Origin of the sequence: Marinifilum fragile JCM 15579 (genome assembly GCF_001310955.1) — a bacterium.
Taxonomy (GTDB): Bacteria; Bacteroidota; Bacteroidia; order Bacteroidales; family Marinifilaceae; genus Marinifilum; species Marinifilum fragile.
The window spans coordinates 1-26,460 of record NZ_BAZX01000012.1 but is presented as its reverse complement, the minus strand read 5'-3'; the positions used below and the strand labels follow the sequence as shown (position 1 = coordinate 26,460).

The window sequence follows — 26,460 nt, the reverse complement described above, 5'->3', positions numbered from 1 at the left end:
TGCAATAAAAATTTTAAGAGTGAAACTTAGGATCCATCTCATCGGCAATTTACACATCCTGTTTCGAACATAAAAAGTTACGAAAACAGATTCATATAATCAATAGTTATTTATCATTGAATTAACATTCATCAAATTCTTGCACTTTTCACTTTTGGAAATAAGGGTAAAACCAATAAGATTCGTACTTTTATGCTACAATTTTAACGATATAAGTTTAGAAGTGTTTTGAATTTTAACGTATTTAACACTTATTAACAGGATTACACAAGAATGCAGATTAAATTTTGGAAATATCAGGGTACTGGAAATGATTTTGTTTTAATAGATAACCGCAATAATATTATATCTCCAAATAACAAAAAGTTGATTGAGCACTTATGCCATAGAAGATTTGGAATTGGTGCTGATGGTTTAATGTTACTGGAGAATGTTGAAGGTTACGATTTTCGAATGAGATACTTTAATTCGGATGGTGGAGAAGCTAGCATGTGCGGAAATGGTGGCAGATGCATTGTTGCGTTTGCATATCATCTGGGGATTATCAAGGATAAGACATTATTTATTGCCGTAGATGGAGAACATGAGGCCTTGGTAAAAGATGAAAAAGATTTCGTGCAGGTTAGTCTAAAAATGATCAATGTGTCTGGTATCGAAAAGGGAGAAAATCATTACTATATGAATACTGGCTCACCGCATTACGTTCAATTCATCAATTCCCATGTAAACTTTGACACCTACAAAAATGGAAAAGCCATTCGATACAATGAAAGATTTGAAAAAGAAGGCACAAATGTAAATTTTGTTTCTTTCAATGATGAAGGAATACAGGTAAGCACTTACGAACGAGGAGTAGAAGATGAAACCTATTCTTGTGGCACTGGTGTAGTTGCATCTGCAATTGGTTCTGGATTTGAAAAAAACAAGGAGCATTTCAAAATAACAACTAAAGGCGGAAAGCTGGAAGTTCGATTTGAAAAATTAGACACACAAAATATTAGTAATGTTTGGCTGATTGGGCCTGCAACAAAAGTATTTTCAGGCACTGTAAATATTTAAAATCGCTGTTTCGATTGTATGAAGTTCATTCTCACTAAACTCTTTAACAACAAAAGCATTTCGAAAGTTTTTCTATTTTCATTACTTTCCATTTCAATAGGATTAATTCTAGTGTTTGGTTTGTTTGTCATTCATCAAGAAAAACAAAAGTTTCAACGTGAGTCGCTTCAAATAAGGCAAGATTTCTTAAAAAACCAGAAGAAAACCTTGCAACAGGAAACGCAAACTCTCATCAATTACATTGAGAATGAAAGACTTCAAACCAGAAATCTTTTAAAAAAAGATATAAGTACTACTGTTTACGAAGCACATAGTATCGCCACCAACCTATATAAAAGCTACAAAGACAAGCTAAACAAAAAAGAGCTTCAAGAATTAATAATCAATGCTTTAAATTCTGTTCGTTTTAATAATGGCAAAGGTTATTTCTACATCAATAAGTTGAATGGAACCGTGGTTATGGATCCTGAAAATCCTAAATGGATTGGACGAAACAAACTTCAGGTAAAAGATGTATATGGTGTTCCGATTATCCAAAATGAAATTGAAACTGTAAAATCAATAGGAGAAGGTTATACAGACTATTCCTGGCAGGCAGAAAACAGTCAGAAAATTCATCCAAAGATTTCTTTTGTTAAAATATTTAAAGAGTTCGATTGGTATATTGGCTGCACCCAATATGTAAACAATTATAAACTTGAAATTCAAGAGAAAATATTAGAAAAAATTACCGATTTACGATTTGATGATAATTTCACTATTACAGTCATAAGCTTTGATGGAACATGTCTTGCCCACACAAATAAAACACTGGTTGGAAGAAATTTATGGAACATCGCTGATGAAAATGGAAACAAGATTGTAAAAGAATTCATTTCGAGAGGAACTGATTCTGAAGGCGGATTTATAGAATATCTTGATCCTTTTGCAAACTCAAATGAACGCCCCTTACCAAAATTAACTTATGCAAAATCATACAAAGACTGGCAATGGATTATTGGTTCTGGCATTCATTTAGACGAATTGAACCAAACCATTAAAAATAGAAATGATGAATTGCAAGCAAATGTAAACAACTATATTTTTAATGGAGTAATTCTTGTAATTCTGGTTGTCTTTTGTATTGTCATTTTCTCTAGATATGTGGTTCGAATTACAAAAACTGGCCTATATGTATTCACTCGATTTTTTGAAAAAGCAGCATCCGAATCGCTAAGAATAAACATCTCATCATTACAATTCAAGGAATACAAGGAATTGGGTGAGCTAGCAAATCAAATGATTTCAAAACGCGACAAGATCGAGCGGCAGTTAAATATCGAAACTGCATATTTTGAACAACTATTTGAAAATTCACCAGAAGCAATTGCCATTACTGACAATGAAAGCAAGGGAATTAAAATCAATAAAAAATTTACTGAACTTTTTGGCTACACATTGGAAGATATAAAAGGAGTAGGTATTGACAATTTACTTGCCGATGAAGAAAGACAAGGAGAGGCTAATAAATTAAACACCTTAACTGCCAATGGGCAGCTTGTTGAAATAGAAACGAAACGAAAATGCAAAACAGGAGAACTGATTGATGTATCTATTGTAGGAAATCCAATAATAATTGATGATAAACCTATCGCAATTTTCGGAATTTACCGTGATATCACACAACGAAAACTATATGAGCAACACTTAACCGAAGCCAAAAACAAAGCCGAAGAATCAGACCTTTTAAAGTCAGCATTTTTGGCAAACATGTCTCATGAAATTCGAACTCCAATGAATCATATTATCGGATTTACCGATATTATGACATCTCAAAATATCAACGAAAATGAAAGACTTGAGTATGGAGAACTAATAAAACAAAGTAGTAACAACCTACTACAACTAATCAATAACATTATCGATTTGTCAAAAATTGAATCGAGACAAATCAAATTGAACTGGGCAAATTACAATTTAAATGGTATTCTTACCGTTCTATTCGAAAAGTTTTACGACCTAAAAAACAATATCAATAAATCTCATATTACATTACAGGTACAAAAAGCTTTAAGCGATAAAGATGCTCTTTTGTTTACCGATGCAAAACGATTAGAACAACTTTTATCCAATGTACTCGATAATGCAATAAAATTTACAAATGAAGGTTCAGTAGAATTTGGATATCAGACCATTGAAAATGAATCTATAATTGAAATATATGTAAAAGACACTGGTATTGGCATTCCTGAAAGTGCATTAAAGGATATCTTTATGTCGTTCAGACAAATTGATGGATCAGACACCAGACAGTATGGTGGAACCGGATTAGGACTTACAATTACCCACAGACTAACAGAGGTTCTTGGTGGTAAAATAAGAGTCGAATCAAAGGAAAATGAAGGAACTTGCTTCTATATTCAATTCCCTTTTAGTTTGGAAAAAGAAGATAAATTATACAAGGAAAACCTTTACAATTGGAGTGGAAAAAAAATTCTGATTGTGGATGATCAAAGAAATAACTTCACTTATTTTAAAACAGCGCTAGAGCACACTCACGCTCAAATATTTTGGGCTAAAAATGGTGTTGAAGCTATTTCCTTGTGCGAATCGGTTAAAGTTGATATTGTTTTAATGGACATTCAAATGCCAGTTATGAATGGATACGAGGCTACCAAAAGAATAAAACATCGAAATGCAAGAATTCCAATTATTGGACAGACGGCATTTGTTGAAAAAGATAACAAAACCAAAGCCATTGCTGCAGGTTGCGATGATTACATCGTGAAACCAGTTAAAACAAAGACTTTATTGGATTCAATCAATAAGCAATTCTCAATTAATTAATCCCATTTTATCTCCCTAACTTCTTGTTTGTAGTTCTCGATATAGGATATTGCATCTTTGTAGTTAGCAGCAAAATAGAATAATTTGCTGTATTCAGGTTTGGCAAACTTTTCTTGATAAGATAGTTCGAATTGAGCTTTTAAATTCCCGTAAAAGTCATTAGTATTGATAAATACAATAGGTTTGTTGTGATAACCCAGTTGCTTTAATGTAATTACCTCTAATATTTCCTCTAATGTTCCAAAACCACCAGGAAGAGCAATAAAAGCATCCGATTTATCTCGTAATAATTTTTTCCTTTCAGCCATATCTGGCGTAATAATTAATTCATCCAAAAAGTCAGCAGAAATTCCATAATCATTAATCAACTTTGGAATTACACCCAGTACTTTTCCTCCAGATATTTTCACGGATTGAGCCACCTCATTCATTAAACCGACATTGGTTCCTCCATAAACCAATCCATGGTGATTTGTACCAATTAATCTTCCTAGTTCAGTAGCTTCGTTAAAATACGCTTTATCCAATGAATTGCTTGAAGAACAAAATACGCAGATATTCATTACTCTTAATTTAAGTAAGACAATAATATTATTCAAAAAAGCCCCTGAGAATTTCTCAAGGGCTTCTGTTTTGTATTTAAAACTTATGCATCAATATTTGCGTAAGTTGCATTTTTCTCGATAAACTCTCTACGTGGTGGAACCTCATCTCCCATCAACATTGAGAATACATGATCAGCTTCAGCTGCATTTTCAATGGTTACCTGACGAAGTGTACGGTATTCAGGATTCATAGTAGTTTCCCACAATTGCTCCGCGCTCATCTCTCCAAGACCTTTGTATCGCTGAATGTGCATAGAACTTTCTTTTCCTCCACCCCACTCTTCAATCAAGCGAAGTCTTTGATCCTCATTCCAGCAATACTGTGCATTCTTTCCTTTTTTCACCAAATACAATGGAGGCGTTGCAATGTATAAGTATCCATTCTCGATAAGCGGCTTCATATAACGGAAGAAGAATGTCATAATCAAAGTTGCAATGTGGCTACCGTCGACGTCGGCATCACACATGATTACAATCTTGTGATAACGTAACTTTTCCATATTAACAGCCTTGCTATCATCTTCGGTACCAAAAGTAATTCCTAAAGCTGTAAAGATATTTTTAATCTCATCACTTTCGAATACCTTATGCTGCATCGCTTTTTCAACATTCAAAATCTTACCCTTCAAAGGAAGAATTGCCTGGAATTTACGATCACGACCTTGTTTAGCAGTACCACCTGCCGAATCTCCCTCGACAAGGAAAATCTCACAGTTTGCAGGATCCTTATCAGAACAGTCTGATAATTTACCAGGAAGACCTGAACCTCCAAGGACTGTTTTTCTTTGTACCAACTCTCTTGCTTTACGAGCTGCGTGACGAGCCGTTGCTGCCATAATCACCTTCTGAACAATGGTTTTTGCATCTTTAGGATGTTCTTCCAAATAGTTCGAAAGAGAAGCACTAACAGCTTGATCAACTGCCGCAGAAACTTCAGAGTTTCCTAGTTTGGTCTTTGTTTGTCCTTCGAATTGAGGCTCTGCAACTTTTACGGAAACAACCGCAGTTAAACCTTCACGGAAGTCATCACCACTAATATCGAATTTCAGCTTAGCCAACATTCCTGACTTTTCCGCAAAGTTCTTTAGTGTACGTGTTAAACCTCTGCGGAAACCAGTTAGGTGAGTACCACCTTCTATGGTGTTAATATTATTAACGTACGAGTGAATGTTTTCAGAGAAAGAAGTATTGTATTGAAGTGCAATCTCAACAGGAACATCATTTTTTTCTGTTGATACGTGAATTGTATCTTCAATTAAACGCTCACGAGTTGTATCAAGATATTCAACAAATTCTTTCAAACCTTCTTCAGAATAGAAAGTATCATGACGGTATTCTCCTTCTTCATTCTTTTCTCGCTTGTCGGTTATGTTCAAACAAATATTTTTATTCAAGAAAGCCAATTCTCTCATTCTTGCCGCTAAAATATCATACTTGTATTCTGTGGTTAAGAAAATTGAATCGTCGGGCTTGAACGATATAGTAGTTCCGGTAACATCTGTTTCTCCAATAACTTTAATATCATCGTAAGGTTTTCCTTGCGAATACTCTTGCAAAAACACCTTACCTTCACGATGAATTTCAGCACGCAAATGAGTTGACAAGGCATTTACACAAGAAACACCAACACCATGCAAACCACCAGAAACTTTGTATGAATCTTTGTTAAACTTACCACCGGCATGCAGTACTGTCATTACTACCTCAAGTGCTGATTTTTTCTCTTTCTGATGAATTTCAGTTGGAATACCACGTCCATCATCCTTAACTGTAATAGAATTGTCCTCGTTGATAAAAACTTCAATATTCTTACAGTAACCTGCAAGAGCCTCATCAATAGAGTTATCTACCACCTCATACACCAAATGGTGTAAACCTTTAACATTAACATCTCCAATGTACATGGAAGGGCGTTTACGAACCGCTTCCAAACCTTCTAATACCTGAATACTATCCGCAGAATATTCAGAATTTCCATTTGGTTTATTCTCTAAATCACTCATCTAACAGATCTTTAGTTTTTCGAAATAGAATTTAGATGACAATCAAAAACAGGCTCTGATTATCGATGCCAAATTCTAATATTTTTTGTGCAAATTTCAGAAAGTCTAATGGCTTGGATTTTAATTCTTAAAAATTGGAAAATGAATCGTTAACACACAAGCTCAAAACTCTTAAATATCAACACATTACCAATCACCTAAAGCCAAGAAACAAAAGTTAAACAAAGATAATAAAAATGATGAATTTAAAGGCAGGAAAATCATTAAAAATAATGCACAATCGAGGTTTTTGACGAAGGCAATTTAAACACAAAATTTCGCAAAACTCGAAATGAGTTTATGTTTATTTGAAAATCACTACTTTAAAAGGATATTGATTGTCCGCTTCTCGGACGTTTCATTTTAAATTTAATAATGAAATTATCAACTTTTCTACCTGATTCGGTAACGCCATATTCACGCAATTCAAAAAGGGTTGTTACGTTTTTAAATCCTTTAGGCATGGCCTTCCACATTCTATAAAACACTACCTGAACATTTTCCAGGTCTGCATCATCCAACTTTAATTTTAAAACTTCTTTGCCTTTGGGCATAGCATATACACTTACACCATGATGCTTCCAAACAAGTGCTTCTTCTGCCGCAAACGACATGTTTAAAGTATCCCTTGTGATATCAAACAAGTAGGTAATTCCAAGATCATCTTCCCCAATATCCATTAAAATCTCTAAAGGTTTCCGGTCATTGTTAACAGACAATTTCCAGCGTTCAGTCTTCTGAGCAAATACCGAACCCGATATCAATAACAATATAACAAATACGGTAATAGGGTTCCAATATCGTGAAGTACAGTTCAAATTCATGTGGTTAAGAATGTTTTATCAAAATAAAGCTAGTAAAAACTATTCAATCTACAATATATTATCGTAAGTAATGACAAAGGGGATGCCTGGTATGACATCCCCAATATATTTCCTTTTTTTTAATTCTTATAAGTTAACTCTTATTCCAAGCAAGAAATTAAGGCCTTGTGAAGGATATCCATCCCACTGGTAATACTTATCGGCAAATAGGTTATTAACTTGAGCAAAGACAGAAAAATGCTCGTTTACACTATAGTTGGCACCTATGTTTAAATCATAAACCGCTTCTAATTTTTCTACTTTGGTTAAATCATATCTTACAAGAAGAGTAGAGCGCTCTCCAATCATATTAACACCTGCGTTAAATGTTAAATCATCAGTAAAAGAATATACTGCATTGATTTGCATTTCAAATTCTGGCATATGCCATGCTTCTCCTAATTCATCCATTGAATAGTTATTGTACCAAACAGATGAGTTTAATTCTAACTTCTCAGTCCATCCAATCGTTAATTCTGCTCCCAAACGCAATACATTGACATCATCATAAACAACACCAAATTTATTTGAATATGGCACACCAGAAATGGTCATTCCCTGAGGGATTAAGATATTATTTTGAATGAAGAAATATTGATTCTCGATAGCTGAATACTCTGCTTTTAAGGTAAACGATGAGTTGGAAGACATACTTCCTCTAATTCCTCCAAATAATTTATACTTTACATTGCTCGGCAATACATTCAATCCTGAATAAATGAATCTATTTTCTTCTACAATATCTTTGTAACGATTCATTTTTAAATCTCCATTCAGACCTGCAAACAAACTCATTATTCCATCAATTGCTTCAAAATCTACTTTTACATCCGGATATAGTTTGGTTTCTGAATCATCTCCTGTTGCTAAAACTACATTCACTCCCAATTGAAGGTTAAAGTTCCCGGTTTGCAACAGATATTGAGGATTTAAACTCCACTTTAAAGTCTTTCTTTCGGAAACCCAGTTTGAATCTTCCCAATGGTTTAAGCCATCAGTGGCAAAATAATCCAACTCTGACCTTAAGCTCCAAAAAGCATCTCCTCTTCTAATTCTGGCATTTCCTGAGATTAAAATATCATTTTCTTTTGCATCAATATCATCAGAAAAGTGTTCATACTGTAATCCCAATCCGAAATTCAATTGCTCTTCATCTTTAAAGTTAGATTGATACAAAGCATCCAAACCAAAGTTGTTTAGTTTCTGCTTATCGTATGGGAATAAATTGGTAGTGGTTCCCTCAATATCTCCCAATTGCGGAAAACCAAAATAATTGAATCCTGAATGCTTGTAAAATAATTTTCCCGACAGCTTTCCTTCATCAAGGTATGCGGTTCCATATACTTCGGCCAACTGTTCAGTATAATCAGGTTTAACTTTATCATCATCCTCCAGTTTCAATTTTCCATTGCTCGAGTAATGTCTTAAATGAACTCCTATGTCTGCAGTTTTCGATCGTTGATTGTTAAATCGATAATCTCCCAAAAGAGTAGAATAATTTCCTCCTGCCAAAGTTAAAGTGTGGGAATTCAATTTTTTTAGTGGTTCTCCTACAATTTTAGCGGCTGGAATCTCGGCAGGCGAAAAGCCTACATTTAAAGGTTTTGCCTGAATAAAATAATCGAAACTTGGTGTAAATGTGCTTGTATCCTTAATTACAGGAAGTTTCCCTAATCTCAAAGCCTTATTTATTTTGGGCTGGTAAGTAGTTCTAACTTTTACCTCTTTATCTAATTCTCTTTGTTCTTGTGACAAGGCAATTGAGTAGGAAAAACCGAAAACTACAATTGCTAATAAAATCTTTTTCAACATTGTTTCTCTAATTATCATGCTACTCAATTTCTTTTTCTTCTTCTAACATTTCTTTCAACATCAATCGCTCTTCATCCAATCCTAAAGAATCTCTTTTTGCAGACTTTTCTTCGAATAGTTTTTTATTCTGAATGCTATCTGTTCCTTCAAACTGAAGTTCTACCGATTTGCTGGCAACTTCCTTCTCTTTCTGCTGCTCAGCTTCCAATAAAACATTCAGTTTCTTCTGAGCCCGTTCAAAAATACCATCCTCTTTCGAGCCGTAATTGTCAACAATACTTTGCAGTGTATATTTGGCTTGGAATTCATCATTCTTTTTTAGGAACACATCCGAAAGCAACAAGAAACTTTCCGCCAACCAATAATGATGCGGCGAGTTCATTTCAATAAAGTTGTTGATCTCTTTCTCGGCTTCATCCCATTTGTTTTGCGCATAATATACTTCAGCAATTCTGAATTTAGCCTCGGCTCCTTCCACACTTTGAACTTCCTTTGATAATATCTTCAAATCCTTTAAAGCATCTGTTTTCTTATCTAAACTCAAATAGGCTTTTGCTCTTTTAAATGTAGCCTCGCGAATCATTTCCTCTTGCACTTTTGGCATTTCAAGAACATCTTTAGCAGCCAAAATCACTTGATCAAATTCACTCAAACCATATACCGATCGCAAATAGCCAACCTTGGCAACATTTACATTTTCTGGAATCTCTGCAATATTAATCAATCTTTGATACTGACTTTTACTCTTCGAATAGTTCTGATTTCTAAAATTCAATTGCGAAGCCGCCAACAAAGCTTTTTCTGTAAACAGGTTATCTGGCTGATTCACTACCTGCTCAAAACCTTCCAATGCCTCCTCATACTTTTGTTGATTCAATGCAGCATCGGCCTTATAATATTGTGCATTCAGACGGAACATTCCCGATGGATAATCAGACAAGTAATTCTCCAAGGCTTTTATTCCTTGCTCTGTTTTTCCCGACATGTACAACCTCTCTGCAGAAATGTAAGTCAACGAATCTTTTTCTGAACTTCTTACAGCCGAACCGTTTCCAACTGATTCTGCAAATGCAAAATATTCATTCACTTTATTTAAATCTACATACACATTTTTCAATCCAATAAACGCACTTTGCTTCTCTGCACTTTGCGGATATTTTGTAATTACTTGTTTGTAGTAACGAATGGCATCATCGTATTCTTTCAGGTTGTAATTCATCAATCCTAACTGAACCAAAGACTTTGAAGCATAACTACTTTCCGGATGATTCTCTGCTAACTCTTTATACAGAGCAGCTGCTTCGCGCTGGCGATTCATTTTTACTTTGGCTTTAGCCAATTCAAACAAAGCATCATCAGAATATTGAGATTTTGGGAATTTCATTTTCACCTGCTCAAGCAATCTGGCTTTTTCGTTCGGTTGATTTAATAATCCCATACAAAAAGCTTGTTGATACAAGGCATAATCTGCATCCCAACCTGTTGTAGCAGCTGCTTTTGCATAAAATTCAGCTGCTTTATTGTATTCTCTATTCAAAAAGAAACAATCACCAATACGATTGTATGCATCCGAAACAAACTCGTTCTTTTCGTTGGCCTGATTTACAAACTTTCTAAACCAATCCGATGCTTCATCATATTGATTCAAATCGAAATTGGCATATGCAATATTGTAATAAGCTTGTCCAAAATATTCAGAAGTTCCCGATCCTGGCGAAACCAAGAAAGTTTTGAACTGCGTAATTGCCTCTTTCAAATTGCCCAAACGATAATTCGCTTCTGCCTTCCAGTATAATCTCTCTGCTGAGATATTTGAATTGTACATGCGATATTTCCAGGACAAATCGAAAGCTTGAATGGCTTCTTCATACTTTAACTGCTTCATTAACTCCAAACCACGAAGGAAAGATACACGCTGATATGCCTTCTCAATCTCAGGCGTTTTATTCCTGATTTTATCCATCGAAGCAATGGCATCCGAATAATTTTTGGTGGTCATATACACCTTCACCAAATAATCGTAAGCCTCATCATTTCGGTCCGAATCAGGATATTTTTGCAAATATTCATCGAAGGCCTTAATGGTTTCGTTAAAAGGAGAATAAGACAACTCGTAAGTTAGTTTGGCATAATTGAACAAGGCATCTTGCTGCATATTCTTATCGAAATCCATTCTTGCAGCACTAGCAAATGCCGCCTTGGCTCCATTTTTATTTCCAGATTTTAGATAAGAATCTGCCAAACAAAAAGTAGTCACCTGAAGCATTTCATCATCTTCGCCTCCCACTTTTTCGAACTGTGGAATGGCCTCTTCATATCTTTTCTGCTTGTAAAGACAATATCCATAAGCAAATTTTTCTTCGCGAACCAAACTCTTCTTCCCTTTTTCAAGATATGGTATGGCTTTGGCATATTCCTTTTCCTGATAATAAGCCAAACCAATCATCTTGGCAATTTCATCCTGACGCTTCACACTAGCATCTTCCAAATATTTAGGCGCATAGTTTAAAAGATCCTGATATCGCTCCTGCAAAAAGTAAATCTGGCAAATGTAATAAGGTACAATTGGAGCAAAAGTTTTATTGGACTCCAATTTTTCAAATCCGCTTAAAGCGGTTTGGTAATTCTGATTTAAATAGGCAATGTGCGAGTAGTAGTAATTTGCCGGAGCATTGTAATCTCCTACAACTTCAATAATCTCGTAAAAATTCTTTCTTGCATTCTCATAATCCTCTTGTTGAAAATATGAGTAAGCGATTTTAAATCGATATTCCGTTAAATCATCATCATTTAACAAATAAGGATCAACCTGCTTGAACCACAACAAAGCTGCTTTATATTTTTTATTTCGATATTGTTGGCGTCCCAATTGAAAATATGCAGATTGAATTTTATTGCTTTCAGGGTAATTCCTGATAAATGCTTTCATCTCCTCTTCGGCACCAGGACGAAATAATTCTATCGAGCAAAGTGCCATATAAAACTCTGACTGAGATTTTTTATCGGAAAACTCGGTGCTATTTCTATTTACAAACTCTTGGAATTCTTTACGAGCAGCTCCAAAATTCTTATTTTGAAACTTTTCATTCGCCGATTGCCAAATTTGAGAATCGGAATAATGGTTTAAAGATTTTTGAGCTTGCGTTAGATTGCCGGTACTTATCAAAAGTAGTGACAAAAATATCCATAATAAATATCTGCTTCTCATGCTATTGTGTGTAGGTATTATTGAGTGAATTAATGATTCCGAAAGTGCTAAATTTGCAGTATTTCGTAATTTTTAAAACCAGCCTTAAAGGTAAAAATAATATACTTCTTTACAGTACTTTCAAACGAAGCTTCTTCAGAAAAATTGTCTCTTTTGTTAAGAATTAATGATGAAGAAAAAAGTGTTACGAGAAATAATTTTTTAGATTTGTATTTCGACGTATTTATTACAACTCGCAAAACGAACGCACATGTCAGAATCTGCAATAATAGAATTAAAAAATGCTACTATCCGTCAAGCGGATAACATTATTCTTACCGATGTAAATCTGAAAATCGAAAAAAACGAATTTGTCTATTTAATTGGTAAAGTGGGAAGTGGAAAATCGAGTCTACTGAAAACTTTATATGCAGATTTACCTCTAACTGAAGGTGGTGGATCGGTAGCTGGGTACTATCTTCCTATTATCAAACGCAAGCAGGTTCCATTCTTACGTAGAAAAATTGGAATTGTCTTTCAGGATTTTCAATTGCTAACCGACCGATCGGTGAAAGAAAATCTGGAGTTTGTATTAAAGGCGACTGGTTGGAAAAACAAAAAAGAAATTGAAAACAGAATTGTAGAGGTTCTTGAAAAAGTGCACATGGGCAACAAAGGTTACAAAATGCCACACGAACTATCAGGTGGTGAACAACAGCGTGTTGTAATTGCTCGTGCTCTACTAAATTCTCCTGATATTATTCTTGCTGACGAGCCTACAGGTAATTTAGATCCGGAAACTTCGGATGAACTGGCGCAATTGATGATGGACATTAGTAAAAACGGACGAACTGTAATCATGGCCACACACCAACATGATTTGCTAAAAAAATTCCCTGCCAGAACCGTGGAGTGTATCGATGGCAAACTGGTGGACAAATCGGCACCTGAATTTATTCCGGAAATTGCAAACAATGAAAGTGAAATCAACCAGTAATCTATTTGAGAAAATCTGAACCATACAACAAAGAATTTGAACAATTAAAACTGAAACACAGTTTAATTTTTCCACTCGCTTTTTTGATTCTAATCTGGGCGATTAAAATTTTTGAATGGGGATTGGGTTTAAACTTTACACATCTGGGAGTTTTTCCATTACATGTAAAAGGATTATTGGGAATTGTAACAAGTCCTTTAATTCATGGAGATTTTCAACACCTTATGGCTAACTCAGTACCTTTTCTTGTGTTGAGTTGGGGAATCTTTTATTTCTATCGACCTTTGTCATACCAAATTTTTATTCTTTGTTACCTAACTACCAACATTCTGGTTTGGATAGGAGCTCGGGAGGCCTATCATATTGGAGCCAGTGGATTGGTGTATTCATTCGCTTCTTTCCTTTTTTTTAGTGGTATTTTCCGCAATTACTATAGATTAATAGCCATTTCCTTTGTTGTCGTGTTTTTATATGGCGGCCTGTTTTGGGGAGTATTTCCCATATTGAATGATGTATCATGGGAAGGACATCTATTTGGAGCAATTTCCGGATTAACTTATGCTTTGGCTTATCGCAATAAAGGCCCGCAAAAACCCCGAAATATTATTCCTGAAGATGACGAAAGCATTCCAGAAGAAATTTGGAATTCCGAAAACCTGGAAAACAAGGAAGAATTACGTAAGTGATTCTAAATTAATCATTCCGATCTACAACAAAGATTCCAAGTACACTCAAAGAAAGTTTAGAAAATAAAAAACGCAAAGGCATTTAATCCTCTGCGTTTATTCACTAAACATCTTTATGTCCTTTTAGAGACACATAAAAATTATCTCTTTTTATAATATTTCATTGCCTCTGGAAGAAACTCCTGCAGATTCTTTACTCGAGTATCATCTGCCGGGTGAGTAGAAAGGAACTCAGGTGGCTTTTGTCCACCACTTTCGCCCATTCTTTTCCAGAATTCAACTGCTTCCGATGGATCGTAACCTGCCATTGCCATAAAAATCAATCCCATTTTATCAGCTTCATTTTCGTGTGAACGAGAGAAAGGCAGCATTACACCAACATTGGCCCCAACGCCAAATGCTGTCATCCAAATCTTTTGTGTTTCAGCAGGTTTTTCATTTAAAGCAATCGCCAAACCTTGTCCTAAAGCTTGAATTCCCATTTGCTGGCTCATACGTTCATTACCGTGACGTGCCACTGCATGCGCAATTTCATGTCCCATAACAACTGCCAATCCGGTTTCAGTTTGAGTATATGGTAAAATTCCAGTATAGAAAACTACTTTTCCTCCAGGCATACACCAGGCATTTGGCGTATCGTCTTCTACCAGATTAAATTCCCATTGGAAATTGGCAACTCTATCTCCCATTCCATTGGCATTCATAAATTCTTCAACAGCCTTTGCAATTCGATCTCCACATGATTTTACCATGTCTACCTTTGCTTTATCTTTTGAAAGTTTATTTTCCTTCAAAAAGGCATCATATTGTGTTAAACTTGTTGCAATCATTTCACTCTCAGGCAAAAGATTCATTTGTTTACGTCCTGTAATTGGCACAGTAGCACAGGCTGCCAATACAAATACCAAGCCTGCTAATAGTACATTACGAATTGTTTTGCTTGTCATTATTATTTGGTTTTTGGTTTATTCTGAAATTTCTTCTTCTAACTGATCCAATAATTCCTCTACACTTGTAACAGGAATTTTACAGCTTCTATCTTTACAAAGATAAAAACTTGTTTGATTTGGAACATAACGATTTTTCAACAAGGGCAAATCACTCTCCGTTAAACTTCCTGCAATAAGCACATTAGGCAAAAAAAGTGATTCTATATTTTGTTTCTCACTTACGGCTAAATCACCTATTATTACCAATTCGTAGGTAGAATTAGCCAAGCAAAAAAACAATTGTCCCCAATTAAAATGATAGGATGGTACTTTTAAAAGTCGTTCATAAACATTGGCTAACATTTGTTTCGATCTTTCAAGGTAAGTTTCCTTCTCCAGGTAAGTTCCCAACGTAAAAAGAGATTTTGCTATCGAAGAATTTGATGATGGAATTACATTATCCAGCAATTCCATTTTCCTTGCTATCAAATCAGGATCCTCACCGGATGTATAAAAAAACATCCCCGATTTCTCATCTGAAAAATGTTCCATTACAACTTTAATCAATCGATCAGCTTTTATTAAATAATCTTCTTTAAAACTGGCCTGATACAAGGCAATATAAGCTTCAATCGTAAAAGAATAATCGTCTAAAAAAGCATTGATTTTCGAAACTCCATTCTTATAATTACGATGCAAATGACTTTCTCCTTTCACCAAATTTGTCTCAATAAAATGCATTGCTTTCTCAGCTCTTTCCAGATATTCTTGTTTTCCCAGAGCCCTGTAGGCATCCACAAATCCTTTAATCATTAAAGCATTCCAACTGGTTAAAGTTTTATCATCCAAACCAGGGCGGACTCTTTCTTCACGCTTCAACAGTAATTTATCCGAAGTTTTCTTTATTTTCTCATCAAATCGTTCTGTGCTAATTCCCAATTTTGTAGCAAGTTCCTTTTTATTGGCCGAAATCATTAAAATGTTACCTTCTTCCCAATTCGCTTTCTCACCTACACCAAAATACTCACAAAACCATTCTGCATCTTCTTTTAAAACACTTTCAATTTCTGATTTTTCCCAAACATAGAATTTACCTTCAAAACCTTCACTATCGGCATCCAAAGAAGAATAAAATCCTCCATTGGGTAAACTCAATTCCCGATCAACAAAAGCCAAAGTTTCTTCAATTACCCTTTTGTAATCTGGAATTTTCGTCAGACTATAAGCCTCTGCATACAAACTTACCAATTGAGCATTATCGTATAGCATCTTTTCAAAATGTGGAACTTTCCAGATTTTATCCACCGAATACCTGGAAAAACCTCCACCTATCTGATCGTAGATTCCTCCTGCCGCCATTTTATCAAGCGTAAGCACTACATGATCCAAAGCCGATTGATCTTTACTGGCATGATAATATCGAAGTAAAAACTGAAGAGAGCCTGGCAATGGAAATTTAGGTGCATGATTATTGCCACCTTCCAGTTTATCAAACTCTTTTTGCCAATTTTCACAACCCGATTTCAAATCATCAACATCAAATAGTTTTGGGTCCGATTTTACTTCAATTAACTCATTACTCCTCACTCCTTCTGAAATCTGAGCAGCCACATTTTCAACTTTATTTTTCTCGCTTAGCCAAGCATTTTGAATTCCCCGCAAAACTCCTACCCAATCATTAGGTCGAAAATAGGTTCCTCCAAAAAATGGTCTTCCATCGGGCATGGCAAAGCAATTGAGTGGCCAACCACCACTACCTGTCATCAACTGCACAGCATCCATGTAGATTCTATCAATGTCTGGTCGCTCCTCTCTGTCTACTTTAATACAAACGAAAAATTCATTCATAATTTTGGCAATCTCTTCATTTTCGAAACTCTCGCGTTCCATTACATGACACCAATGACAGGCAGCATAACCAATACTAACCAGTATTACTTTATTCTCATTCTTTGCCTTTTGCAAGGCTTCTTCTCCCCAAGGATACCAATCAACTGGATTATGTGCATGTTGCAACAAGTATGGACTATTCTCCTGAGCCAATCGGTTTGTATGTTGAACTTTCATTGCTTTCTTATTATTCTGAGAGTAAGATTCGATTGGAAACATGCCAATCAGTACGATCAATGCTACCATAAACCTATATCTCTCATTAAGGTGTAACATTCATTAAAGATAGAATTTATTTTAAATGATTCTAAATAAAAAAAGCAGCAATACCATAATGGTACCACTGCTCTCCAAACCAATATTATTTTATTACTTCCTAGCCACCAACACTTGCTGAAATTCCATACTCGGCAAATATTTCTTGTGCTCTTGCCAATTCATCCTCACTTGGAACCTCCATATTTTCCACCAAATACTCCGATCCCAATTTTGTATGTTTGTGTTTTCCCACATCGTGATAAGGCAACAAGTTAACTTCCTTGCGCTTCCAGGGAATTGTAGACAAGAAGTCCGCCATTCTCTCAACTGTTTCCTCATCAGCATTCACACCTTTTATAAAGGGAACCCTGATAATGAAGTCAGCATTATTTTCTGCCAACAACTGGATATTCTTTAATATCAATTCATTATTTACCCCTGTATATTTCCTGTGTACTTCCGACTCGAAAGCTTTAAAGTCAACCAGGAATAAATTGGTTCGTTTGGCCACTTCCAACACAACTTCCGATTTGGCAAACAAAGTGGTATCCACAACTCTGTGAATGTCTTTTTCTGCACATTTGTCCAAAATTTCAATCAAGCTCTTGTGATGCATTAAAGGTTCGCCTCCCGAGAAAGTTACGCCACCTTCCGAATGATCAAAAATATGGTTTCCCTTTCAATGATCTTCATCAATCATCGCTCGAGTATACTTTCCCAGACATCTCGATGGCCTTGGTAGGACAAACCATAGCACACTTGCCACACAAAGTGCATTTTTCAACATCGGTTACAATGCCTTGCTTTGTAAGTTGTAATGCAGATTCCGGACAAATTTCTACACACTTTACCGAACCAATGCATTTCGATTCGGTATACATTTTTTGTGCATAGGGCGATATGCTTTCAGGATTATGACACCAAACACAGGACAAAGGACAACCTTTGAAAAAGATTGTCACTCTAATTCCCGGCCCGTCATTGATTGCATATCTTTTGATATCAAAAATTAATGCTTTACTCATTAAAACGATTCATTTTCTGTTCTGTCGATTACTTCCTGCTGCAAATCTGCATTCATATCATTGAAGTAATCGCTATACCCTGCCATTCTTACCAATAAATCCTTATAATCTTCAGGTGTTTTTTGTGCAGCCAACAAAGTTGCTGTATCCACAATATTAAACTGAATGTGATGTCCTCCCAATGAAAAATAAGATCTGATCAATTTCGATAATTTGGCAATATCTTCATCACGCTTTAACAAACTTGGCAAGAAACGCTGATTCAACAATGTTCCTCCTGATTTGGTATGATCCAATTTGGTAAGCGATCGGATTACCGCTGAAGGTCCGTGCGTATCGCATCCGTGCGATGGAGAAGTTCCATCAGAAATGGATTTTCCTGCCAATCGTCCATTTGGAGTGGCTCCCATTACTTTGCCAAAGTAAACATGACAAGTAGTTGAAAGCATATTCAGATGGAAAGTCTCTCCTTTGGTATTTGGTTTTCCATCAATTGCTGCAAACAAATCATTGTATACCTTCAAGGCGATATCATCAGCATAATCGTCATCATTTCCAAAGAATGGCGTATTGTTCAGAATGGTTTGACGCAATACTTCCTCTCCCTCAAAATTGGTTGCTACAGCATCCAATATGGTATCAATATTGAAATTCTTATCCTCGAAAACATGTTTCTTTAAAGTGGATAAACTATCGGTTACCGTTCCCAATCCGGTACACTGAATGTAGTTGGTATTGTAACGCGGACCAGCATTGTAATAATCTCTGCCTCGAGCAATACAATCATCTGTAAGAACAGATAACAAAGGAGCTGGAGCATATTTGGCAAACATTCTATCAATGTAATTGCTTACTCTTATTTTCTGATCGACAACAAAATTCACCTGCTTCAAAAACGCCTTGTACAACTCATCGTAAGAAGTAAATGTTCTTGGATCTCCTGTTTCGATTCCCGCTTTCTTTCCAGTTACCGGATCGATTCCATTGTTTAAGGTTACCTCAAGAATTTTTGGTACGTTCAAGTACCCTGTCAACACGTATGCTTCCTTACCAAAGGCTCCAACCTCAATACATCCACTGCATCCTCCTTCGCGAGCATCTTCAATGCTTTTTCCATGTCCCAACATCTCCATGATGTAAACATCCGGATTAAATACCGAAGGATAACCATGTCCCTGGCGGATTACATTACATCCTGCTTTTAAAAATCTTTCAGGAGTTCGCGAGCTAATATGAATGGAACTTCCTGGCTGTAAAATGTGCAGGTCTTCAATAATGTCAAGCATGATATAGGAAACCTCGCTTACCCCGTCAGATCCATCTTTTCTTACACCACCAATATTAATGTTGGTAAAGTCGTTGTAAGTTCCACTTTCGCGAGCTGTGATTCCAACCTTTGGAGGTGCCGGCTGATTGTTCACCTTAATCCAGAAACAAGAAAGCAGTTCTTTGGCCTCATCTCTGCTTAATTTTCCTTCAGCCGATTCTTTATTGTAAAAAGGTTCAAGATGCTGATCAAAATGACCTGGATTCATGGCATCCCAACCATTCAATTCCGTAATGGTTCCCAAGTGCATCCACCAGTACATCTGAATGGCTTCCCAAAATGTTCTTGGTGCATTGGCAGGAACCCAACGACAAACCTCTGCAATTTTCAATAATTCTGCTTTTCTGGTTTCGTCTTCTTCTTTCGCTGCCAATTCTTCAGCCATATCTGCATGACGCTCCGATAACAGAATTGCCGCATCACAAGAGATGGCCATTGCCTGTAGCTCCTCTAATTTATCGGTAGCCTCATCATCGTTCATGTAATCCAAACGATTGATATGATCCTGAATGTCTTTCTTAAATTCCAGCAGACCTTTCTTGTAAATCTTACCATCTAAAGTAGTGTGGCCTGGTGCACGCTGTTCCATGAATTCTGTGAACAAACCCGCTTCGTAAGCGGCCTTCCATTCTTCTGGCACATGATTAAAAATTCTTTCTCTTTGGGTACGACCTTCCCAATAAGGAATTACTTCCCTGGCATAAGTATCAATCTCTTCCTGCGAAATGGTGTATCGCTGCAACTCACGAGTGTTTAAAACATTTAAGTCATCAACACTATGGCAAGTCAACTCAGGAAAAGTTGGAACCGATTTTGGAGAAGGTCCACGTTCACCTACAATCAATTCTCCATCGCCAATGTAAATGGTTTTGTGCTTACATATTTCGTAGAAAGTTTTGGCACGTAATACTGGTATTGAGTATTTGCCATAATTTTCCTTGTAAAACTCAGTTTCAATTAAAGCACGCTCAATGGAAAGCGATGGTTCAGTATCAACACTCACTTTTCTAAGTTGCTTAATTCTTTCATTCATGCCTGGACCTTGTCCGTTGTTTTTATCGAAGTTACTTCCCGACTTTGCTTCTCTCTGCGGAATGGTTTTATCTATTGTCATTGTTTTTCAATTAATCTATCCGAAACGATGTTCTTGGGTACTGCATATGAATTCCATAATAGGAATCTCAGTACTTAAAAATAAAATGTAGTTTGTGACAGCAAAATGTATTAACACCTTGCCATTGGAAGGACAATTGTTTAAGAATAGATCATTAAACAACTAAAAAGTCTACGGTAACTGTATGTTAAGGTATGATTCAAACACATAAATAACACTTTTTTACTGAACCAAATTTACGAAATATTATTATCGGAGATACAAATCACAAGTAAATTCTTGTAATCTATAAATGATCTTAACAAATACATGACATGACCTTACATATCAATGCTTTTTCATTAACTTACAGCTGCTTTTCATCTACTCCCAATAAAACATGAAATCACTCCAGCTTTTTCTCGTTGTAATTATTACCTCCTTTTTATTCTTAAAATGCACTGAACAAAAAGAACAAATCCAATATGAAGAATTGAAATTAACTGAACTGTTCAATTATTTCATGAATACTACTGATAGCATTGAAGAACAAAAGCTCATTCATTTTTTGAATGATTCGATTGTAAAGCATCCTTATGGAATGTTTTATCCTTATGAGTTTATTGATACATTATCACACAATATAGAATTTAAACTTTGTTTTGATTACGACTCATACTTGGATTATGAATGGGTCAAAATTAAACACAGGAACGTGTTCTTTGTGAACATTGATCGTAACAATCAATTAAGATCAAGAATAGGAGATAAACTACGGCTTGATTCAATAAAACCTCTCTTTAAGCATTTCATTCTAAACAAACATGAGAGTGAAGATCTTCCTGAAAAAAGAATCATGATTATTCCACTTCTAGATACCGTTCAGGTTAGTAAAGGAGCATTATATGTAAAAACACAATTAATTCCAGATTCAACACTAAACAGAACAGATTGGCGATTAGTAAAAAGGGTGATTAACATCGCAAGCTCATCCATCGTAGAATTAAGAAACGAAAGTGCTCAATTCTACTTTGACAAAACTTACATTGAAGCTTCCTTAAAAGAAAAAGAGGCTTTAATAGAATATCTTCCAATTAGAATTTGGTTTTTCCCAAATGGATATAAACCGAAACCTCCAGCTCCAATATTATCAAAAGAGCTTCTTGAAATTCTTAGGTTAATAGATGAAGGAGAGGAAGAGTTAGAATTACTCGAAGATTAATTTTCCTTGAATAATATCTTCTCCAAAAACATTTCGGCACCATACTTGTTTTTAGTGCATGAAAACACTATTCATTTTATTACAAATGTTAACGAATGTAGATACAAAAGTTTTGTCCGATTTCACCAACGGTTCGAACCTAATGGATTGGTACATTGTAAATGATGTGGTTATGGGTGGTAGATCAGATTCGGGAATTTTCCTGAACCTTGATAGTTGTGCCGTGTTTAAGGGTTATGTTTCCCTTGAAAACAATGGCGGTTTTGCCATGGTAAAGCATGTTTTTGATCCCATTAAAATTGATTCTCATTCCAAAATAGTGATGAAGATTAAGGGCGATGGCAAGCGATATCAAATCCGATTAAAATCACAGGCTTCCCAAGCTCATTCACACATTAATTACTTTACAACCACAGGTGATTGGCAAGTTATTGAAATCCCGTTCAAAGATTTTTATGCCAGTTTTCGTGGCAGGCGATTGAGTTATCCGAATTTTAATGCCGATCAGTTGTCGGAGGTAGCTTTTTTAATCGGCAATAAAAAAGCTGAAGAGTTTCAGTTGAAAATTAAATGGATTGCTTTGAAGTAAGCCTCAGGTATACTTCATAAACTTCACAATTAAATCAACAATGGCTTGTGAACTTTGCTTTAAGGATTCTCGTATATCATTTGTTGTCATTAAATCAGTAAATCCAGGTAAAACCTTCGACTCTTCCTTGCTTAGTTTCTGATATCCCATACTCCAATTCGGGAAAGATCTTTGATCTATTCTCTCCTCTAATATCTTTACGATATTGGTGTGGCGTTTATCTTTCTGCAAGCGATCGTAAAGGTCATGAATCGTATCCGATTTCCCCTCTATCACCTGAATAAAAATCTCATCATTGTAAAGAAGTAAACCGGTTACTCCTTGCTTCAAATTCTTTGGCCTGATTTCAGATAATAACTCATCCAGTTCCAACTCCGAAAGCTGGTTCTTTGAAAAGCTTACATATACGATATGAATTAGATTAGGCATAGATTAAAGTTACAAAAGATCTCTAATCTTTTAATATTGATGACTTAGGGAACAAATCCTTTTTCGAATCTCCTAAAAAAGCTAAAGCAATCACCAATCTTTAATTATCTTAGGTTCCAATATTTAAACCCGATAGCATGAAGATCAATTTAAAAGAGAATTTTGAAAATATTAAGGATTATTTTTCACCCAAAGTGCTTGGCGAAGTAAACGATGTATATGTAAAAATTGCCAAAATTAAAGGTGACGAACTGCCATGGCACGACCACAAAAATGAAGATGAAATGTTTTTAATTATTGAAGGCAGCCTGCTAATGGAAGTCGAAGGAACAGAACCTTTTGTTATGAATGAAGGTGAATTGTTTATTGTTAAAAAAGGAATCCAACATCGAGTTTCATCTCCATCTGAATGCAAAATCATGTTAATTGAAAACAAATCTACGGCTCACACAGGTGACGTTAAATCTGATATCACAAAAGATATCAAAGATCAATTAAAATAATATTTTTAAACATTTTGCTAGTATCCGCCATAAAAGCATCTACCTTTGTCTCGAATTTAACACAACATATTAAATGAAACGTGAAGGAAGTTCTTATGGCATTTTCCTGATGATATTGTCGGTAATTGCCTTTGGCATTATGACTACACTGGTGCGAAGCATGTCTCATGTAAGTACTTACATAACAGTTTTTGTACGATTTGCTATTGGTGTAGGCGTTATTGGAATACTAGCCATGATGCGAAAAATAGATCTTAAGTTTGTTCGCAGTCCATTACTCCTTTTAAGAGGAATTACCGGTACAGCATCGGTTGCCTTGTTCTATTTGGCCATCATAAAAATAGGAATGGGAAAAGCCTCGGTTTACTCATACTCCTACCCTTTGTTTGCTTCCTTGCTAAGTGCCATAGTCCTGAAAGAAAAAATTCAAACTGCAAAATGGTTGATGATGCTATTGGCACTAATTGGCATTGTTATGGTTTCATTTCAGTTTACCGAATCTGGCAAATCATGGAGTTTTGGGTGGTTCGATTTTTTAGCCATGCTAAGCGCCATAACCAATGCAGTATCCATATTAATTGTGAAAAAATTGCATGGCACTGATAATTCTTACGCCATCTTTTTTGCCCAATCCATTGTTGGATTCTGGATATTTCTCGTTCCGGCCAACCTTCCCGAACTAACTGGTCCGATTACCAGTAGCTATATATTAATATTTATAGGTTTGGCATCTGCATGTGCGCAATTGTTGAACACGGAAGCTACCGCCATGTATCCATTGCCACCGGCTCACCGTTTCACATGCTCATTCCAATTGTAAATGTGATAATAGGAGTGTTGGTTTTCAATGAGGTATTTACCATGCAAGAAATCATTGGATCCTCATTGGTAGTAATGGCTTGTCTTGGAATTTTACGATTAAATAGCCGAATGCAAATCCAAACAAAGCACATTTAAATAAACTTACTCATGCGAATCAAGGGTTGAAAATATAATTTTAAAAGCAATAGAAATGTTTATTTAGGAATTCTTCCTTTTAGGGAAGATGGCTACAGCCAGAAGGGTGTATTTTTGATTATACTGTTTTTATTTCACCTTTTCCCTGTAGGGATTTTCCCTAGGAGGGAAAAACTCAACTTGAAAAAGTGATAAAATTCATTATTGTCTAATCAATACAGCTATTTTAACCCTTAATTTCACCCACTCATGCCGTAATATTACGATGGCAAGTAAAAATAAATGCCCAAGCCATTGGTAAATAAAATATTCCCATAAAGCGAATGCTCAAGAAATACAGCATTTAGCGATTTATTACGCAAATATGTATAAGAGAATATGATACTGCCAATAAAAGTAAAAATTAATGCCATCCAATTGCGAAATATGATGTGAGCCATTGAAAAACAAATCGCATTTACCAATAGCATTACAACAGGATTGGTAAATAATATCTTATATCGATGATAATAGAAAGCTCGAAAAATAAACTCCTGTGTGTAAGCCGACCATACCGGATAACTCACAATTACAGCAAGCCAAATCCAGAAGTTATTTCGTGGCAAATGAAAAAATACATCGGCCCTGAATATATATACCCAAATGGAGGTAAGGATTAAAAGAATCGATCCTTTCAGTAAAAAATCCTGCCAAGGATAGTCCCGTTTAATTCTAAATATTTCACGATCGAAGTTCTTGTCTTTAATAACAATGAAAAGGCAGTATAAAAAGACCAAAACAAGCGGAATGGCTTTATGAACTGGAATCATCTCATAATAATATAGCATTGGCAAGCCAATAAACATGAATAACATTTCCGTCCACAAATACAATCTCCTCATAACACCCCAATTTTAAAAGAAACAACAAGAACATTAACGACAATAAGAAAGACTTTCCTTATTAAGATTCGTTCTATATAAGTTACAAAAAAAGAGGCAAATTTGTTTTATAAATGCCTCTGAAATTTAGGAATGTTCTGATTTAAGTGACAAACGTAATTTTGCCATAGAATTACCTGTGTTTTTATAGATTAACTAGTCTTAAATGATGATCAGAAATCACCAGTTCAAGACTAATTCTCATAATTACCTGATGCGAATTATGAAATCTTCTTCTGTGCTCTTCTTGCTGCCACAATCATTAAGTATCCAGCGATAACTGGTCCGTAAGCTAAGAATTGATAACCTTTAAGATCGAACCACTTTAGATACAAGCCCAAAGTAGCGATACCTCCAATTATCATTAGTGCCCAACCTATCATTCTTAACTGTCTTGCATCAAGTTTTCCAGGCTTCTTTACATCTCCTGCAAGAATTTTATTGTCAATTTCTCTAACAACACTTTTAACGGTATTCTCATCAATACCTTTTTCTTTCAATTCTTTTCTTATTTGAGAGAAATCCATCCCCTCAATCTTCTTTGCGTGATAAAAATCGACTAAGTCCTTAAAATCTTGTGTCATAATTGTTGTTTTGAATGATGCAAATCTAATCAGAGAGAAATGATTTTCAAAATCTAGCCTATATGATTTGCAAAGACAGAGTAGTGCTGCGTCTCTACAGCATGTATTATTGAAAATATTCCCTTAGTCATTAGCAATGTCATACTCATAGTTAATATTGGTCAGCTCCTAATCCCCAATGACAAAGTCAATTCTATCATTGGTACACTGCGAGTTGGCATCTGAATGCTCCTACCTGCCAATGTGAGCCTCTTTCCTATCATCTGCATCGAGAGACCTGATAAATACAGCCTTACACCTACCAATTGCATTGCACTTATTAACAATGAGCGTGCGGATATCAACATTGAGGGTGCAGATGGAAGGTAGGAGCGTGCAGTTGGCAGGTCTCTCGATGCAGATGGCAGGTATGAGCGTGCGGCTGGCAGGTCTCTCGATACAGATGGCAGGTGGGAGCGTGCGGTTGGCAGGACGTACGGTGCATTTATTAACAAAGAGGGAAACATTGGCTGGTCGAACGGCTCCAATGGCAGGACGAACGGTGCAGATGGTGATCGGAACGATGCAGATGGCAGGTAGAACGAGTCCATTGGTAGAACGAACGGCTCCAACGGGAGGTCGAACGGTTCTGATGATAACCCGAATGATGCTGATGGC

Annotated in this window: 21 protein-coding genes; 8 read left to right on the top strand and 13 right to left on the bottom strand. The window is 35.8% G+C overall.

The window, feature by feature from the left end; all coding sequences use genetic code 11:
• The first annotated feature begins 273 nt into the window (after positions 1-273).
• On the top strand, positions 274-1,059 hold the full coding sequence (gene dapF / locus JCM15579_RS10505) for a diaminopimelate epimerase (RefSeq protein ID WP_054719683.1): 786 nt from the start codon (positions 274-276) through the stop codon (positions 1,057-1,059).
• An 18-nt stretch (positions 1,060-1,077) separates the two neighbouring features.
• Positions 1,078-3,885: a cache domain-containing protein gene (locus JCM15579_RS10500; RefSeq protein ID WP_054719680.1), complete on the top strand. Its 2,808-nt coding sequence runs from the start codon at positions 1,078-1,080 to the stop codon at positions 3,883-3,885.
• Here the strand turns inward: JCM15579_RS10500 and JCM15579_RS10495 are convergent.
• The 5 genes from JCM15579_RS10495 to JCM15579_RS10475 form a co-directional block, all read right to left on the bottom strand.
• Complete coding sequence (locus JCM15579_RS10495; RefSeq protein ID WP_054719677.1) at positions 3,882-4,448, bottom strand: LOG family protein; 567 nt, start codon at positions 4,446-4,448, stop codon at positions 3,882-3,884. The genes JCM15579_RS10500 and JCM15579_RS10495 overlap by 4 nt on opposite strands.
• A gap of 83 nt (positions 4,449-4,531) precedes the next feature.
• A complete protein-coding gene (gene gyrB / locus JCM15579_RS10490; protein WP_054719674.1) occupies positions 4,532-6,493 on the bottom strand; it encodes a DNA topoisomerase (ATP-hydrolyzing) subunit B in 1,962 nt (653 codons plus the stop codon).
• 362 nt (positions 6,494-6,855) lie between these two features.
• On the bottom strand, positions 6,856-7,356 hold the full coding sequence (locus JCM15579_RS10485) for a hypothetical protein (protein WP_054719671.1): 501 nt from the start codon (positions 7,354-7,356) through the stop codon (positions 6,856-6,858).
• 126 nt (positions 7,357-7,482) lie between these two features.
• Positions 7,483-9,225: a TonB-dependent receptor gene (locus JCM15579_RS10480; protein ID WP_054719668.1), complete on the bottom strand. Its 1,743-nt coding sequence runs from the start codon at positions 9,223-9,225 to the stop codon at positions 7,483-7,485.
• 1 nt (position 9,226) lies between these two features.
• Positions 9,227-12,415, bottom strand: a complete 3,189-nt coding sequence (locus JCM15579_RS10475) for a tetratricopeptide repeat protein (RefSeq protein ID WP_054719666.1) — start codon at positions 12,413-12,415, stop codon at positions 9,227-9,229.
• Between the two features lie 250 nt (positions 12,416-12,665).
• On the opposite strand from JCM15579_RS10475, the gene JCM15579_RS10470 reads away from it, so the two are divergent.
• Positions 12,666-13,391, top strand: coding sequence for a cell division ATP-binding protein FtsE (locus tag JCM15579_RS10470; RefSeq protein ID WP_054719664.1), 726 nt, complete (start codon positions 12,666-12,668; stop codon positions 13,389-13,391).
• A 5-nt stretch (positions 13,392-13,396) separates the two neighbouring features.
• Positions 13,397-14,077, top strand: coding sequence for a rhomboid family intramembrane serine protease (locus JCM15579_RS10465; RefSeq protein ID WP_083464636.1), 681 nt, complete (start codon positions 13,397-13,399; stop codon positions 14,075-14,077).
• Positions 14,078-14,217: 140 nt separating this feature from the next.
• Here the strand turns inward: JCM15579_RS10465 and JCM15579_RS10460 are convergent, their stop codons facing one another.
• The 5 genes from JCM15579_RS10460 to hypD all read right to left on the bottom strand — a co-directional run bounded on the left by JCM15579_RS10460 (position 14,218) and on the right by hypD (position 20,620).
• On the bottom strand, positions 14,218-15,024 hold the full coding sequence (locus JCM15579_RS10460; RefSeq protein WP_054719662.1) for a M48 family metallopeptidase: 807 nt from the start codon (positions 15,022-15,024) through the stop codon (positions 14,218-14,220).
• An 18-nt stretch (positions 15,025-15,042) separates the two neighbouring features.
• The gene (locus tag JCM15579_RS10455; protein ID WP_218186134.1) at positions 15,043-17,142 is read right to left on the bottom strand and encodes a thioredoxin domain-containing protein; all 2,100 of its coding nucleotides are present in this window, start codon (positions 17,140-17,142) and stop codon (positions 15,043-15,045) included.
• A gap of 130 nt (positions 17,143-17,272) precedes the next feature.
• On the bottom strand, positions 17,273-17,821 hold the full coding sequence (locus JCM15579_RS20785) for a radical SAM protein (protein WP_262493511.1): 549 nt from the start codon (positions 17,819-17,821) through the stop codon (positions 17,273-17,275).
• A 25-nt stretch (positions 17,822-17,846) separates the two neighbouring features.
• Complete coding sequence (locus JCM15579_RS20780; RefSeq protein ID WP_218186132.1) at positions 17,847-18,179, bottom strand: 4Fe-4S binding protein; 333 nt, start codon at positions 18,177-18,179, stop codon at positions 17,847-17,849.
• Positions 18,179-20,620, bottom strand: coding sequence for a trans-4-hydroxy-L-proline dehydratase (gene hypD / locus JCM15579_RS10445; RefSeq protein WP_245625872.1), 2,442 nt, complete (start codon positions 20,618-20,620; stop codon positions 18,179-18,181). The genes JCM15579_RS20780 and hypD overlap by 1 nt, the downstream gene beginning before the upstream one ends.
• Positions 20,621-21,122: 502 nt before the next feature.
• Here hypD and JCM15579_RS10440 point away from each other — a divergent pair.
• Both JCM15579_RS10440 and JCM15579_RS10435 read left to right on the top strand, forming a co-directional pair.
• The gene (locus JCM15579_RS10440; RefSeq protein ID WP_172677416.1) at positions 21,123-21,821 is read left to right on the top strand and encodes a hypothetical protein; all 699 of its coding nucleotides are present in this window, start codon (positions 21,123-21,125) and stop codon (positions 21,819-21,821) included.
• Between the two features lie 58 nt (positions 21,822-21,879).
• Positions 21,880-22,410 carry a CIA30 family protein gene (locus JCM15579_RS10435; protein WP_218186131.1) on the top strand — a complete coding sequence of 177 codons (531 nt, stop codon included), beginning with the start codon at positions 21,880-21,882 and terminating at the stop codon, positions 22,408-22,410.
• Positions 22,411-22,413: 3 nt separating this feature from the next.
• Here JCM15579_RS10435 and JCM15579_RS10430 read toward each other — a convergent pair whose 3' ends face one another.
• Positions 22,414-22,839: a BLUF domain-containing protein gene (locus tag JCM15579_RS10430; RefSeq protein WP_054719657.1), complete on the bottom strand. Its 426-nt coding sequence runs from the start codon at positions 22,837-22,839 to the stop codon at positions 22,414-22,416.
• 137 nt (positions 22,840-22,976) lie between these two features.
• On the opposite strand from JCM15579_RS10430, the gene JCM15579_RS10425 reads away from it, so the two are divergent.
• Together JCM15579_RS10425 and JCM15579_RS10420 are read left to right on the top strand one after the other, a co-directional pair.
• Positions 22,977-23,342, top strand: coding sequence for a cupin domain-containing protein (locus JCM15579_RS10425; protein ID WP_054719653.1), 366 nt, complete (start codon positions 22,977-22,979; stop codon positions 23,340-23,342).
• Between the two features lie 73 nt (positions 23,343-23,415).
• Entirely contained in the window at positions 23,416-24,162 is a 747-nt protein-coding gene (locus JCM15579_RS10420) for a DMT family transporter (RefSeq protein WP_054719651.1), read from the top strand.
• A 397-nt stretch (positions 24,163-24,559) separates the two neighbouring features.
• On the opposite strand, the gene JCM15579_RS10415 is transcribed toward JCM15579_RS10420, so the two are convergent.
• Complete coding sequence (locus JCM15579_RS10415; protein WP_054719649.1) at positions 24,560-25,180, bottom strand: CPBP family intramembrane glutamic endopeptidase; 621 nt, start codon at positions 25,178-25,180, stop codon at positions 24,560-24,562.
• Positions 25,181-25,440: 260 nt separating this feature from the next.
• Positions 25,441-25,803, bottom strand: a complete 363-nt coding sequence (locus JCM15579_RS10410) for a hypothetical protein (protein WP_054719648.1) — start codon at positions 25,801-25,803, stop codon at positions 25,441-25,443.
• Between the last annotated feature and the right edge of the window lie 657 nt (positions 25,804-26,460).